At 55.5% G+C, this 15319-nt stretch carries 11 protein-coding genes; 7 read left to right on the forward strand and 4 right to left on the reverse strand.

What is annotated here, in order from left to right; all coding sequences use genetic code 11:
• Positions 1–121: 121 nt before the first annotated feature.
• Both aspS and PYL13_RS06790 read left to right on the forward strand, forming a co-directional pair.
• Positions 122–1912 carry an aspartate--tRNA ligase gene (gene aspS, locus PYL13_RS06785; protein WP_275640819.1) on the forward strand — a complete coding sequence of 597 codons (1791 nt, stop codon included), beginning with the start codon at positions 122–124 and terminating at the stop codon, positions 1910–1912.
• A 250-nt stretch (positions 1913–2162) separates the two neighbouring features.
• On the forward strand, positions 2163–4280 hold the full coding sequence (locus PYL13_RS06790; RefSeq protein ID WP_275640820.1) for a methyl-accepting chemotaxis protein: 2118 nt from the start codon (positions 2163–2165) through the stop codon (positions 4278–4280).
• 148 nt (positions 4281–4428) lie between these two features.
• Here PYL13_RS06790 and PYL13_RS06795 read toward each other — a convergent pair whose 3' ends face one another.
• Positions 4429–5616, reverse strand: a complete 1188-nt coding sequence (locus PYL13_RS06795; RefSeq protein WP_275640821.1) for a hypothetical protein — start codon at positions 5614–5616, stop codon at positions 4429–4431.
• Positions 5617–5896: 280 nt separating this feature from the next.
• Here PYL13_RS06795 and parC point away from each other — a divergent pair, with 280 nt between their 5' ends.
• Positions 5897–8155: a DNA topoisomerase IV subunit A gene (parC, locus tag PYL13_RS06800; RefSeq protein ID WP_275640822.1), complete on the forward strand. Its 2259-nt coding sequence runs from the start codon at positions 5897–5899 to the stop codon at positions 8153–8155.
• Positions 8156–8247: 92 nt separating this feature from the next.
• Here parC and PYL13_RS06805 read toward each other — a convergent pair whose 3' ends face one another.
• The 3 genes from PYL13_RS06805 to hemB all read right to left on the reverse strand — a co-directional run bounded on the left by PYL13_RS06805 (position 8248) and on the right by hemB (position 10697).
• The gene (locus tag PYL13_RS06805; protein WP_192487482.1) at positions 8248–9024 is read right to left on the reverse strand and encodes an arginyltransferase; all 777 of its coding nucleotides are present in this window, start codon (positions 9022–9024) and stop codon (positions 8248–8250) included.
• Between the two features lie 125 nt (positions 9025–9149).
• Positions 9150–9608 (reverse strand): RDD family protein, encoded by a 459-nt coding sequence (locus PYL13_RS06810; protein WP_275640823.1) that lies wholly within the window; start codon positions 9606–9608, stop codon positions 9150–9152.
• A 72-nt stretch (positions 9609–9680) separates the two neighbouring features.
• Positions 9681–10697 carry a porphobilinogen synthase gene (gene hemB / locus PYL13_RS06815; protein WP_192487484.1) on the reverse strand — a complete coding sequence of 339 codons (1017 nt, stop codon included), beginning with the start codon at positions 10695–10697 and terminating at the stop codon, positions 9681–9683.
• 191 nt (positions 10698–10888) lie between these two features.
• Between hemB and PYL13_RS06820 the strand changes: the two genes are divergently transcribed.
• The 4 genes from PYL13_RS06820 to glyA all read left to right on the forward strand — a co-directional run bounded on the left by PYL13_RS06820 (position 10889) and on the right by glyA (position 15310).
• Positions 10889–11326: a DUF6163 family protein gene (locus tag PYL13_RS06820; RefSeq protein WP_192487882.1), complete on the forward strand. Its 438-nt coding sequence runs from the start codon at positions 10889–10891 to the stop codon at positions 11324–11326.
• A 234-nt stretch (positions 11327–11560) separates the two neighbouring features.
• Positions 11561–12070: a transcriptional regulator LdtR gene (ldtR, locus tag PYL13_RS06825; RefSeq protein ID WP_192487883.1), complete on the forward strand. Its 510-nt coding sequence runs from the start codon at positions 11561–11563 to the stop codon at positions 12068–12070.
• Positions 12071–12396: 326 nt separating this feature from the next.
• Positions 12397–13728, forward strand: coding sequence for a L,D-transpeptidase family protein (locus PYL13_RS06830; RefSeq protein WP_259145358.1), 1332 nt, complete (start codon positions 12397–12399; stop codon positions 13726–13728).
• Between the two features lie 292 nt (positions 13729–14020).
• Positions 14021–15310, forward strand: coding sequence for a serine hydroxymethyltransferase (gene glyA / locus PYL13_RS06835; protein ID WP_192487486.1), 1290 nt, complete (start codon positions 14021–14023; stop codon positions 15308–15310).
• The last annotated feature ends 9 nt before the right edge of the window (positions 15311–15319 follow it).

Here is a 15319-nt window from a genome sequence, read left to right on the forward strand (position 1 = left end):
AAGGACAGACGAGAACACGACATTCTTGTGCTTTGCCTTGACAAATCGGGCGAGCCATGCGCTTTTCCGGCCAAATTTGATCGTGCGGCAACAAGGCCGCAGCATGTTTCAGGATAACAAAATGCATCGTTACCGCAGCCACACCTGTGCCGCTCTTCGCAAGTCCGACGTTGGCGCGACTGTCCGCCTTTCCGGTTGGGTTCATCGCGTGCGAGATCATGGCGGCGTCTTGTTCATCGACCTTCGTGACCATTACGGCATCACGCAGGTTGTTGCCGATCCAGACAGCCCGGCGTTCAAATCCGCTGAAACCGTGCGTGGCGAATGGGTCATCCGCATTGACGGTCTGGTCAAGGCCCGTTCGGAAGACACCGTCAACAAGGGCATGGCCACTGGCGAGATCGAACTTTACGCGCAGGAAATCGAAGTTCTCGGCGTTGCCAAGGAACTGCCGCTGCCGGTGTTTGGTGAACCTGAATATCCGGAAGACGTGCGCCTGAAGTACCGCTTCATTGATCTTCGTCGTGAAACACTGCACAAGAGCATCGTCAAGCGCACGCAGATCATCTCCTCCATGCGCAATGGTATGGCTCAGGCTGGTTTTGCCGAATACACCACACCAATCCTCACGGCATCGTCGCCGGAAGGTGCACGCGACTTCCTCGTGCCAAGCCGTATCCATGAAGGCAAGTTCTTCGCGCTGCCGCAGGCACCGCAGCAGTACAAGCAGCTTCTGATGGTTGCCGGTTTCGACCGCTACTTCCAGATCGCGCCTTGCTTCCGTGATGAAGACCCACGCGCTGACCGTCTGCCGGGCGAGTTCTACCAGCTCGACGTGGAAATGAGCTTCGTGACCCAGGAAGATGTCTGGGAAACCATGGAGCCGATGATGACGTCGGTGTTTGAACAGTTTGCTGAAGGCAAGCCAGTTACCAAGCAGTGGCCACGCATTCCTTACGACGAAGCAATCCGCAAATACGGCTCCGACAAGCCGGATCTGCGTAACCCGATCGTCATGGAAGCCGTGACCGAGCATTTCGATGGCTCCGGCTTCAAGGTCTTCGCAAACATGATCGCCTCGAACCCGAAGGTTCAGGTATGGGCTATCCCGGCAAAGACTGGCGGCTCCAGAGCATTCTGCGACCGTATGAATGCATGGGCACAGTCGCAGGGTCAGCCAGGTCTTGGCTACATCTTCTGGAAGGAAGAAGACGGCAAGGTTGGCGGTTCCGGCCCGCTCGCCAAGAACATTGGTGAAGAACGCACCGAAGCGCTGCGCGTACAGCTCGGCCTCGAAGCTGGTGATGCCTGCTTCTTCGTGGCAGGTGACCCGGCCAAGTTCTACAAGTTCGCTGGTGAAGCACGTACCCGTGCCGCTGAAGAACTGAACCTGATCGACCGCGACCGCTTTGAAATGTGCTGGATCGTTGACTTCCCGTTCTTCGAATACAACGAAGAAGAAAAGAAGATCGACTTCGCGCACAACCCGTTCTCCATGCCACAGGGTGGTCTGGAAGCGCTGGAAGGCCAGGACCCGCTGTCCATCAAGGCTTATCAGTACGACGCAGTCTGCAACGGCTTCGAAATCGCCTCCGGCTCCATCCGTAACCAGTCGCCTGAACTGATGGTCAAGGCGTTTGAAAAGGTTGGCCTGAGCCAGGCAGACGTTGAAGATCGCTTCGGTGGCCTCTACCGCGCGTTCCAGTACGGTGCACCTCCGCACGGCGGTTGCGCATTCGGTATCGACCGCGTTGTCATGCTGCTCGTCGGTGCCAAGAACCTGCGTGAAATCACGCTGTTCCCGATGAACCAGCAGGCACAGGATCTGTTGATGAACGCACCAGCTCCTGCAACGCCAACACAGTTGCGCGAACTGGCACTGCGTGTTGTTCCAACACAGAAAAAAGACTGATTAAGTCTAATATGTGCGGACCGTCACCCGGTTCGCACCGATCATTTACAGCGGCAGCCCTCGGGCTGCCGTTTTGCGTTTCAGCCTGGTTCAAGTCCGAATAGTCACTGAAATACTATGATGGGTTGATCGCTTAAAATTCGATTCAACTGCCTTTTGTGCGTCGCAAAAAATTCACGGGATTGTCACGCTGATTTCGGCATTTCTTAAACTTTGCAGGGGATTCCGTAGGCCAACGAAAGGGTCCCCTATGCCAGCTTTTTTTCCTGTTGCCTTGCGCATATCGCACCGTATTTCTCTTCTTGTCCTCGTGGCGCTACTTGGGTTGGCGGTTGTGGTCGGCACGTTTCTGTTCCAGCGCCACCTTGAGGCCGGTTACAAACAATCAGCAGAGCAAGTGGAGGAGCGGCAGATTGTCGTTTCCAAGATCGTCTCGGACCTGCAAGTCGCGCAGCTTGAGGAAAAGGATTTCCTGCTGGCAAAACAGATGGCCGCCATCGAGCGTTTTGACAGCGTGGTGAAGGACACCGGCTCGCGGATCGAGACGCTGCGCGCTGACAACGATACCGGCGCGACCTCGAAGCTGAACAGCCTGGCAAATGCGCTTGGTACCTATTCCACCGCAGTTGCAAGTCTGGTTGCCAAAAACAACGAGCTGGGGCTGGTTCCGTCTGACGGTCTTGAAGGTGCAATGCGCCGCGCCGTACACAATATCGAAAACCTTGTGTCAGGACTGGAAAACTCCAACATCCGGGCCAGCATGTTGATGATGCGTCGTCACGAGAAGGATTTTATCCTGCGCCAAGACCCTGCCTATGTGGCGAAGCACCGTGACGAGGTCGAAACCTTCAAGGCGGAAGTGAAGAAGGAGTTCCGCCCCGGTGCCGAACGTCAACGCATTATGGATGCGCTGGATATCTACACGGCATCTTTCCGCTTTTACGCCGAAGCAACGATTGTGGAGCAGGGGCTGCGCAAGGACGTCGATAACGCTTACGTCGCCATGCAACCTTTCGTCAGCGATGTCATGGCCTATTACACGGCTGAAAAGTCCCGCAATGCCAGCGACAATGCTGCGGCAGAACAATGGACGATCCGCATGGTGACGGGGCTGATTGCGCTAACCGTGTTCAGCCTGCTGGTCAGCGTCTATTTTATCGGACGGTCGATCAGCCGCCCTGTCGCTGTCATGACCGATGCGATGCGCAATCTGGCCGATGGTCAAACCTCGCTGGCCGTGCCGGGGCTAAGCCGCCGCGATGAATTCGGCGCCATGGCCAAGGCACTGGAGGTTTTCCGTCTGGCGGCGATCAGCAAACATAAGCTGGAAGAAGAAGCGGCTCATGCACGCGCCCGTTCAGAGGCAGAACGCAAGCGCCTTCAGGAAGAGGCTGAAAGCCATGCACAGGCACGGCTGATGGAAGCGACGCAGGGGCTGGCATCGGCGCTGCAGCGTCTTGCCAAGGGTGATTTGTCCTTTCAGTTGACGGTTCCATTCTCGCAGGATTTCGAGGCGCTGCGTCACGATCTCAACCAGACCCTGGCACAGCTGAATGGTGCCATGGGCGGCATCGCCGAAGCCGGTTATTCGATTGACGGCGGTGCCCGAGAAATCAGCCAGAGCACCGACGATCTGGCGCGCCGGACAGAACAGCAGGCAGCCTCCCTGGAACAGACGGCAGCCGCACTGGATGAGTTGACTGCCAATGTGCGCCTGTCTGCGCAGCGTGCCGCACAGGCGCAGGACATCGCCACACAGGCTGGCAGTGAAGCCGAACAGACTAACCGCCTTCTCGAAGATACAATTAAGGCGGTTTCCCGCATCGAGCGGTCATCAGAGCAGATTGGCAGCATTATCTCTGTCATCGACGAGATTGCCTTCCAGACCAACCTTCTGGCGCTTAATGCCGGTATTGAGGCGGCGCGTGCTGGCGAGGCAGGACGCGGTTTTGCTGTCGTGGCGCAGGAAGTGCGTGAACTGGCGCAACGCTCCGCAAAGGCGGCCGGTGAGATCAAGGCGCTCATCAACAACTCCGGCAGCGAGGTGCGCGAAGGCGGGCGTTTCGTGCGCGAAACCGGCGAAGCGCTGTCACGTATCGGCGGTTCGATTGTTGATATCCGTGAACACGTCAACGCCATTGCTGCGGCATCGCGCGAGCAGGCGATCGGTCTTGGTGAAATCAACAGCGCCATCAACCATCTTGATCAGGCAACGCAGAGCAACGCCGCCATGGTGGAAGAAAACAATGCAGCCGGTGCGGTGCTGTCACGTGAAGCTGGCCGCCTGAATGAACTGCTGCAAATGTTCCAGTTGCAAGAACAGACATCACATCAGCATGAGCGTGCGGTACCTCGCCGCGTCGCGTGATGACGCTTGGATCGGCATAAGTTCAGACCTAAAAAAGCCCCGGCAAAACCGGGGCTTTTTGATGCTTGTCTTCAGAAGGTACTCGCTGCTTCAGGAGGCGAGGGCACGTTGGCAATATTGAACCGCGCAACGTGCCGTGCAGGCAAACTTAGTCGTTTGCAGAAACCGTCACGCCAAGAACGGTTGGCAGCGTGTTTGGCGCACCCATGGCCGCACCGATGATCATCGGGAACGGAACCGGGTTCTCTGGAGCCGCAGAAATCGTGAAATTCTTGGGGTCATCGACATAGGCGTTGACTGCGGCTGATACGGCGTTCTGCAGCTCAGGCAGGTTCAACTGTGCCATCATCAACGGCGCCATGCCCTTGATGGTCTGGGCAAGTTGGTCGCTTGTCATGCCCTGCTTCTCGGCTGCAAAATCAAGTGCACGCTTGCTGATGCTGTCGTCGGTGAAGCTGATTTCAGCGTTGACGAAGCTAAGCTGCTGGGCAAGGCCGAGCATTGCAAGGCCAGCGGCCTGATCTGCCTGTTCCTTGTTCGGGTTTTCAGCTTGCGCCTTGACGGTTTCCTGCATCGACTTGATGAAATCGAGTGTGTAACCGGAGAAGCCAAACGCAATGCTCAGGCTGCCGATATCATCCAGCTCCAAGGTGTAGTCGCTGATATCGACTTTGCCGGATGCCACTTCCCAGGTGCCTTCCATGCTCATCTGGCCGGCAAGAGACTTGATGGCGAGCTTGTCCAGAGCTTCTTTGCTGGCAGGGTCCTTGACGTCGCTCAGGTCGGCCTGGAAGCCGGTTGCACTCATGTCAAAGCTGATTTCGTTCTTGTCTTCGCTGATGTTCATGGTTGCGGTCGTCTCTTCGAGAGTGACCACGTCCTTGCCGTCAACCTTGACCTTGACTTCACCGCTGTGGGCTTCGTCATAGAACAACAGGCCATCAATCGAGCCGGCGTTGGCCGCAGCAGGAATGGTGATGCCCTTCATGTACATGTCGGTAACGGTGATTGTTGTTTGTTTTTCGGTGAAGTTGATGTCGTCGAATTTTGCGGTGCCGACGTGGTACCCGCCATTGTTCTCTTTAACATCTTCGAACGTGATGTCGCCCAGAGGGAACTTCTGCTCTGCAACAGCTGTCGAACTGAATGCGGCGCCCTTGAAAACAACCGTCGAGCCGTTCGTTTCGACCGCATCGGCGGTGAGGCCTGCACCCTGCGTCTTATAGGACTCGTTGATCTTCTTCAGAAGGTCGTTACCGTCGAGCGCGAAAGCCGTACCGGAAAATGCCAGAACCGTTGAACTGGCAAGCAAAAGCGCCCGGAAATTGGTCTTCATGGTTGTTTCTTCCCTTTTGTGGTCTACTTTGAATCTAACGTTCGTCGCATTTATAGGTGCTTGCGGAATGCTGTCCACTCCCCAAACTCTTGCGGGACTGAGGGCAGCAATGTCATTTCTCAATCAGCCTTAATGAATTGTTCAGATTTGGGCATCGCGCTTCAACGATTTTAACGCAGACTGTGTTCCATGTGCCGAATATCGATTGTTCTTCCTTCATCCACAGGCGAAAGCCCCCGGATTCCTTGCTGGGAATCAGCATTTCGGCTAGTCAAGCAGCATGGGAAAAAATCTTGTTCCTCCGTCTGGCGGAGATGATAACATTCATCCGGTCGATCTCAAGGCTGCGCTCGAAGAGCGTTACCTTGCCTATGCGCTGTCGACCATCATGCACCGCGCGCTGCCGGATGTGCGCGATGGCCTGAAACCGGTGCACCGTCGCATCGTGCATGCCATGAGCGAAATGGGCATCCGCCCGAACTCGGCGTTCAAGAAGTGCGCACGTATCGTCGGTGACGTGATGGGTAAATTCCATCCGCACGGCGACGCCTCGATCTATGATGCGCTGGTTCGCCTGTCGCAGGATTTTGCGATCCGTTATCCGCTGGTCGATGGTCAGGGTAACTTCGGCAACATCGATGGCGATGGTGCAGCGGCGATGCGTTACACCGAAGCGCGCATGACGGAAGTCACGGCGCTGCTGCTGGAAGGTATCGACCAGGACGCGGTTGATTTTCGTCCGACCTATAATGAGGAAGACGAAGAGCCGATCGTTATGCCCGGCGCGTTTCCCAACCTTCTGGCAAATGGTGCGTCCGGTATTGCCGTTGGCATGGCAACGTCCATCCCGCCGCACAATGCCCATGAGATTTGTGATGCGGCATTGCATCTGATCAAGCATCCCGATGCGCCCGTTGAAAAGCTGCTGGAATTTATGCCAGGTCCGGATTTGCCGACCGGTGGCATTATTGTCGAAAGCCGCGAAAACATTCTCGACGCCTACAAGACAGGTCGTGGTGGTTTCCGCGTTCGCGCAAAGTGGGAAGTCGAAGATCTTGGCCGTGGCGGCTACCAGATCGTCATCACCGAAATTCCCTACCAGGTGCAGAAATCGCGCCTGATTGAAAAGATCGCAGAACTGCTGATCGCCCGCAGACTTCCATTGCTGGAAGACATCCGCGACGAGTCTGCAGAAGATGTGCGTGTCGTGCTGGTTCCAAAGAACCGCACGGTCGACGCAACACTATTGATGGAATCGCTGTTCAAGCTCACCGATCTTGAAAACCGCATTCCGCTTAACATGAACGTGTTGTCGCTCGGCAAAATCCCGAAGGTGATGGCATTGAATGAAGTGCTGCTGGAATGGCTCAGCCATCGCAAGGACGTGCTGGTCCGTCGTTCGCGCTTCCGTCTGGCTGCCATTGATCGCCGTCTGGAAATTCTCGGCGGCTTGCTGATTGCCTATCTCAATATTGATGAGATTATCCGCATCATCCGCGAGGAGGATGAACCGAAGCCGATCATGATGAAGCGCTTCGGGCTGACGGATATCCAGGCCGAAGCCATTCTCAACATGCGTTTGCGCTCCTTGCGCAAACTGGAAGAATTCGAAATCCGTACGGAATTCGATGCTCTGAGCAAGGAAAAGGCCGAAATCGAAGCGCTGCTGGCATCTGATGACAAACAGTGGCAGGTCGTTTCCTTTGAAATTGGCGAAGTGAAGAAAAAATACGCCAAGGCAACCGAACTCGGTCGCCGTCGTACGCAGTTCGCCGATGCACCGGATGCCGACCTTGAAGCCATCCATCAGTCCATGATCGAGAAAGAGCCTGTCACGGTTGTTATCTCCGAGAAGGGCTGGATCAGGGCGCTGAAGGGACACATTTCCGACACGTCGTCGCTGACCTTCAAGGAAGGCGATGGTTTGAAGCTGGCATTCCCGGCACAGACCACCGACAAGTTGTTGCTGGTCACCACCGGTGGCAAAGCCTACACGCTGGGCGCTGACAAGCTGCCGGGTGGTCGTGGTCACGGTGAACCGGTCCGCATCATGGTCGATATGGAGAATGATCAGGACATCCTGACTGCCTTCGTACACGACCCGGCGCGCAAGTTGCTGCTAGCATCCACCGCCGGCAATGGCTTCATCATCACTGAATCGGAAATGATCGCCAATACCCGTAAGGGCAAGCAGATCATGAATGTGTCGATGCCGGATGAAACAAAGCTGGTCGTGCCGGTTCCTGCCAACAGCGACTATGTTGCTGTTGTGGGCGAGAACCGCAAACTTCTGGCCTTCCCACTGGCACAGATGCCGGAGATGTCACGCGGTAAGGGCGTTCGCCTGCAGCGTTACAAGGACGGTGGCATTTCCGATGCGAAATGTTTTGTCTTTGCCGAAGGTCTGGCATGGGAAGACAGCGCAGGGCGCAGCTTCAGCAAGGTTGGCGACGAGCTCACCGAATGGATGGGCGACCGCGCAACCGCCGGCCGCACCGTGCCGAAGGGGTTCCCACGCAGCGGCAAGTTCAGCGGCTAAGTCGGAACTGAAAAACAATAAAAGCGGCGAAACAGACATCTGTTTCGCCGCTTTTTTACATCCGGACTTTGCTGTAAAAACTGACGGAGGCCTTAAGGTTTTTCCGCGCCTTCGTCCTGCTTGTGATCATAAATCTCCCAGCCGCGCGGCGTCAGATGTTCCTGCGGTTGGTAACGCGTCTTGTAGCCCATTTTCTGGGAGCCATTGACCCAGTAACCGAGATAGACATGCGGGAGGCCAAGATTGCGGGTGCGGGCAATATGATCAAGGATCATGAATGTGCCCAGCGACCGGCGCTCCATCTCGGGATTAAAGAACGAATAGACCATGGACAGGCCGTCACTCATGACGTCGCTCAGCGCCACGGCCAGCAGTTCACCGCGCTTGGTGCTGTCAATGCCGGAACCGGGAACCCGCACGCGATACTCAATGACGCGGGTGTTCACATGGGTGTCTTCCACCATGACTGCATAATCCAGCGCCGACATGTCCGACATGCCGCCATCATGGTGGCGGCTGTCGAGGTAACGGCGAAACAGCGCAAACTGTTCGGTTGACGGTTCCGTCGTGTGGATGCTGGAGACAATATCGCTGTTGGTTGATAGAACCCGGCGCATCGAACGCGTCGGGGTAAAATGTTCGGCCAGAATGCGAACGGACACGCAGGCGCGGCAGGTTTCACAGGCCGGGCGATAGGCAATGTTTTGAGAACGGCGAAAACCACCCTGGGTCAACAGGTCATTCATTTCGGCAGCACGCGGCCCGACAAGGTGTGTGAACACCTTGCGTTCAAGTTCGCCGGAAAGATAGGGACAAGTGGCCGGTGCCGTCAGGTAGAACTGCGGGGAAGGCGTTGTCTGGGTATTCATCGAACCTTGGTTGCTCCCTTCGCCTGTCGCATATTGTGACAGAATGGCAAAAACCGGAAAAACGTCAACTGGCCGATTATACTACCGTGTCATTTACTACTGAACTGTTTGCAACCGAACCTCGATTATGAGGTACGGATCGCAACAGTGCCAAGCAAAAGGTCGTGGATCAGGCGTGAGCGATCGGTAAACAGGCCCACCAGAAGAATGAGTGGCGTCAGGACCGAGTTCAGTACCCAGAACAGCACGATGTGCGCAGTCGCAATCAGGAAGTCAATTTGACGGCCATCGGTGCGTGCCATGGCAATCCCCATGGCTTTCATGCCCGGAGATGCCTGCGATGAACCGCCAAGCGTCATGCCGAAATAGAGCAGTGCGACAATAATATAGAGGGCAGGGTAGAGGAACCACGCTAAGCCGAGTGTGATAACGCCAAGGAAAAACACCAGAACCGCTGCTGGCACCCACAACACGGCAATCAGCAGGTAGTCGATGCAGAACGCAAAAACACGACGGCTCAAAACGCCGCTATAAGCGCGCCAGTCCTGCGGCACTGCATAGGTGTTGTTTGGCTCAATACTCATCGCGTTTCTCCTATTTGCTTTTGATATGGTGAGAAACGCGCGAGTTTCAATCTGTTTCCCTGGCGTTCCCCGTCATTTCCCTTTGGCGAGCGCGCGAGCGACTTCAACGGCGAAGTAGGTCAGGATGCCATCGCAGCCGGCGCGTTTGAAACACAGAAGCGTCTCCATCATCACCCGGTCGCCATCGATCCAGCCCTGCATGGCGGCAGCCTTGATCTGGGTGTATTCGCCAGACACCTGATACGCGAAAGTCGGCAAACCAAAGGCCTCCTTCAGGCGCCAGCAAATATCGAGATAGGGCAGGCCCGGCTTGACCATCAGCATATCGGCACCTTCCTCGACATCGAGGGCTGCATCACGCACCGCTTCTGTGCCGTTGGCCGGGTTGATGTAATAGCTGTTCTTGTCGCCCTTTAGCAGACCGCCGGTGCTGATCGCTTCGCGGTAGGGGCCGTAAAAGCCCGAGGAGAATTTGGTGGCATAGGACATGATGCCAACATTCTGGTGACCAGCGGCATCTAGGCCGCGCCTGATAGCGCCAATACGTCCGTCCATCATTTCCGATGGGGCAATAATGTCGGAGCCCGCATCGGCCTGCAGAATGGCTGCCTTGACGACATGGTCGACGGTCTCGTCATTGACAATATCATTACCGCGCAAAATGCCGTCATGGCCGTGGCTGGTGAACGGATCAAGCGCCACGTCGGTAATCATGCCGATGTTTGGCACGGCTTTCTTGACGGCGGCGGTTGCCAGATTGATGAGGTTATTGGCCTCAAGAACCTGGGAGCCCGTTTCGTCACGCAGGTTCATTTCTATATTCGGAAAGGTGGCAATTGCCGGAATGCCGAGATCGGCCGCTTCACGTGCAGCCTCGACAAGACGGTCCACACTCATGCGGTTGACACCGGGCATGGCAGGGATCGGATCGGTAATGCCGGTGCCCGGCACCACAAAAACCGGCCAGATGAGGTCATCAACGGTCAGTCTCGATTCCTGAACCAGACGTCGTGTCCAGTCTGCCTTGCGGTTGCGCCGCATGCGGCGGTGTCCGGTTACATCATCAACGAGGTGTGTCTTGTCATTCATAATAATCGTCCTTCCTGCCTGCCATCAGCGGATGGCAGGTATGATGACAGCCTCATTAACATGCTTGCCCAGACTTGACGAATGTACGCTTCGCCGCACCCTCGAAAAATATGCGATAAAATTCTTGGATAGGACCAGTGACCGGAAACAAGCCGCTGGTCGCTTGCAACGGTTCGACGTATCGTCCCGCCATGGAACATGATTCTTCGCCCGTGCTGAAAAGATCGCTGACGGAAATCCTTTTCGTGGGTTTCCTGCGGCTGGTCGCCATCTCCTGTTTCTGGTTCGGTTTGCAATATTGGGCGATGTTGACTGGCTATTCGCTGGGTGGGCGCGGGCGCTTTGATATGCTCAACCTGCCATGGCGTGTTGCCGGCAGTGGACTGGCCGTACTTTTCCCTGTTGCCGCACTTGGATTATGGGTCGGTGCATCCTGGGGTGCCGTCATCTGGGTTATCGGCGCCGGTGCACAGGTTGCCATGTATCGGATTTGGCCAGATATCTTCGGACACAACACAATTGTCCCAATTATGCACGGGCTTGTTGCGGCCGTTTATGCCCTGTTTCGGGCCTCTTTCTGGTTCGATAACCGCCAGAACGAGGATCGGGTAAGGTCTGATTTACCATGATAATAAAGCTTTCAAGGCCGAAATCGTTCAAATTTTAATGTTTAGACCATTGATTTAATTGAACTATTTTTGGATGCCCTGCTATTGGTCAAAAGACCGTCCACAAGGGGAAATGTTCGGTAAGGATTTGTTAAGCCTGCATTTTAAGTAGAATTTTATGCGCATTCGATAGGTTCTCACTCAAGGCGGAACACAAAACAAAAACCGCCAAACAAAAACAGTGAGGCAGTCATGATCAATAGCAAAGTAAAGCCACAGGCAGCAGTTTCGGATGTACAGGAAGAATCAATCCGTTCGCTCTACATGGAATCGCTGCACCTCGTAGAACGTCTTCACCGTCGTCTTCTTGATGTTATCAAGGACGAGTTCGACCGTCAGGGTCGTGATGACGTCAATGCCGTTCAGGCACTTCTGCTCTTCAACATCGGCAACTCTGAACTGACCGCCGGTGAGCTGCGTTCGCGCGGTTACTACCTCGGTTCCAACGTTTCCTACAACGTCAAGAAGCTGGTTGACCTTGGCTTCATCAACCACCAGCGCTCGCGCATCGACCGTCGTTCGGTTCGCATCAGCCTGACGGACAAGGGCCAGCAGATCGCTGAAACCGTTGCCCGCCTCTATGAGCGCCACATCGGTTCGATTGAAAAGGTCGGTGGCATCGGCACTGGCGAGTTCTCTGAAATGAACCGTCTGCTGCAGCGTCTGGACCGTTTCTGGAATGACTCGATCGCTTACCGCCTGTAACAGGTCTCAAAAATTCTGCACTCAAAACCGGATGCGGCTGACGTCGCGTCCGGTTTTGTCGTTATTGGCGTGTTGCAACAATACCTCGTCACAATTTTTGCTTGTCACACAGCTTCGTGAGCAAAGGGTTGGTGACACGAATTGGCCATATTGATATGAGACCGCAAATTCACACTAAACCGGTGGTTTGTCTGGCGTTGCGGCCCTTTTGGTCCAGCGATTTCGGTGAGCGTATTTGCCGACCGGTTCACGCTGTGAGCGTGTTTGTTAAACATATGGCTTTAGGCATTGTTCATAGTGCCTCTAGAATGGCTGGTAGGGTAAATATGACAAAGAAGATCGGAACTGAAGTTCTCTCCCGCCGTACGCTGCTGCGTTCGGCTGTTTCTGTCGGGGCGGCGGCTCTAGCTGCACCAGCTCTGGCGCAGACCGCAATCGATGATCTGATCGGTGCACCGCGTCGCGGCAATTGGGATGATCAGTTCGACGCACAGGCATCGCGTGCGTCAGTTGGTGTTGTGTCCAACAGCCCGGTCCTCGGCCTTGATGCGCCGATGAATATCCAGCAGGCCATTCTTGTCCACCAGAACATCGTTTCCAATGGTGGCTGGCCGCAGGTCAATGCAGGCCAGCAGCGCCTTCAGCTTGGCGTTACCGACGCTGCGGTGCAGGATCTGCGTCGCCGTCTGGTGATCTCTGGCGACCTTGACCAGTCTGCCGGCATGTCCAGCTCCTTCGATAGCTATGTTGACGGTTCTGTGAAGCGTTTTCAGGCTCGCCATGGTCTGCCGGCCGATGGTGTGATTGGCGAGTTTACGCTGAAGGCGATGAACGTACCCGCCCAGACGCGTCTTTCGCAGTTGCAGACCAACCTGGTGCGCATCCAGTCCAGATCGGGTGATCTTGGCCAGCGTTACGTGATGGTCAACATTCCGGCTGCCTATATTGAAGCGGTTGAAAATGATCGCGTTGTTCTGCGCAACACGGCTGTCGTGGGTCGTGCAAGCCGCCCAACGCACGTCATCAACTCCAAGATCTATGAGGTTATCCTCAACCCTTACTGGACCTCGCCACGCTCCATCATCGAAAAGGACATCGTTCCTTTGATGCAGAAGGATCCGACCTATCTTGAGCGGAACAATATCCGCCTCATCGATGGCAAGGGCCAAGAGGTTTCGCCGACGACAGTTGACTGGTTTGCGCCAAAGGCACCGAACCTGATGTTCCGTCAGGACCCGGGCAAGAACAACGCAATGTCCTCGACGAAGATCAACTTCCATAACCCGAACAATGAATATATGCACGACACGCCGCAGCAGGGGCTTTTCAACAAGCTGATGCGCTTCGAATCGTCAGGCTGTGTTCGCGTTCAGAACGTTCGCGATCTGACGAGCTGGATGCTGCGTGACACGCCCGGTTGGTCGCGTCAGGAAATCGAACGGGTTATTTCCACCCGCCAGAACACGCCGATCAAGCTGGCGCAGGAACTGCCGGTTTATTTCGTTTACATCACAGCATGGTCCGCAAAGGACGGCGTTGTGCAGTTCCGTGATGATATCTACGGCAATGATGGCAATGCGGAACTGGCGCTGAACACCACCAGCGGCATGGAACAGCCATCCGGCTCGATCGATGACGATCTCGTGCCGCGTAACTGATCGGTACTGAAAGCCTTAAATGAAAGCCGCGTTCTTCATGGACGCGGCTTTTTTGTTTTCCAAAGAATGTCTCCTCAAAACAGCCGCCGATTTTGAATGAAAAACGCATCATGCAGCAAAGATTTGAAGCGCATTGTATGAGGGTGATTAAGCGCGACGTATTTTAATGGCAGTACGTGACGATTTTTTCGTCAAACGTCGCAGTTTGACGGGCAAATCTCGTTGCCTGTATTGCTCTTGAAAGGGCAGGGCGTTAAGACGCCATCGCATTACTGTTTCAGGAGCTTCCATCATGTCGAACACAGATGCCTTCTTCTCTCGCCCACTAGCCGAAGTCGATCCGGATATTTTCGGTGCGATCGAGAAGGAGCTTGGTCGCCAACGTCACGAAATCGAATTGATCGCCTCGGAAAACATTGTTTCCCGCGCTGTACTTGAAGCGCAGGGCTCGATCATGACCAACAAATATGCCGAGGGATATCCGGGCAAGCGCTACTACGGTGGCTGCCAGTTCGTGGATATCGCTGAAGACCTGGCCATCGAGCGTGCCAAGAAGCTGTTCGGCGTCAACTTCGCCAACGTTCAGCCAAACTCCGGTTCGCAGATGAACCAGGCCGTGTTCCTGGCGCTCTTGCAGCCGGGCGATACCTTCATGGGTCTTGACCTGAACTCGGGAGGTCACTTGACCCACGGTTCGCCGGTCAACATGTCCGGCAAGTGGTTCAACGTTGTGTCCTATGGTGTTCGCGAAGGCGACAACCTGCTGGATATGGACGAAGTTGAGCGCAAGGCCAAGGAAACCAAGCCGAAGCTTATTCTGGCTGGCGGCACGGCTTATTCCCGCATCTGGGACTGGAAGCGTTTCCGCGAAATTGCTGACGAAGTTGGCGCTTACCTCATGGTCGACATGGCGCACATTGCCGGTCTCGTTGCCGGTGGTCAGCACCCATCGCCATTCCCGCATTGCCACGTTGCCACCACCACCACGCACAAGTCGCTGCGCGGCCCACGTGGCGGCATGATCCTCACCAATGACGAGGATCTGGCCAAGAAGTTCAACTCGGCTGTATTCCCTGGTCTCCAGGGCGGCCCGCTGATGCACGTCATCGCCGCCAAGGCTGTTGCCTTCGGTGAAGCCCTTCAGCCTGAGTTCAAGGATTATGCAGCGCAGGTCGTCAAGAACGCCAAGGCCCTGTCCGAAACGCTGATCGAAGGCGGTCTGGATGTTGTTTCCGGCGGCACCGACAACCACCTGATGCTGGTTGACCTTCGCAAGAAGAACGCCACCGGCAAGCGTGCAGAGGCTGCTCTCGGCCGTGCTTACATCACCTGCAACAAGAACGGCATTCCATTCGACCCTGAAAAGCCTTTCGTCACTTCCGGCGTGCGCCTCGGCACACCAGCCGGCACGACGCGCGGTTTCAAGGAAGCGGAATTCCGTGAAATCGGCAAGCTGATCGTTGAGACGCTGGATGGCCTGAAGGTCGCCAACTCCGACGAAGGCAATGCTGCCGTCGAAGCTGCAGTTCGTGAAAAGGTCGTCGCACTGACCGGCCGTTTCCCGATGTACCCGTATATGTAAGGAAGAATA

Source organism: Agrobacterium sp. Azo12, assembly GCF_029193765.2.
Classification (GTDB): Bacteria; Pseudomonadota; Alphaproteobacteria; order Rhizobiales; family Rhizobiaceae; genus Agrobacterium.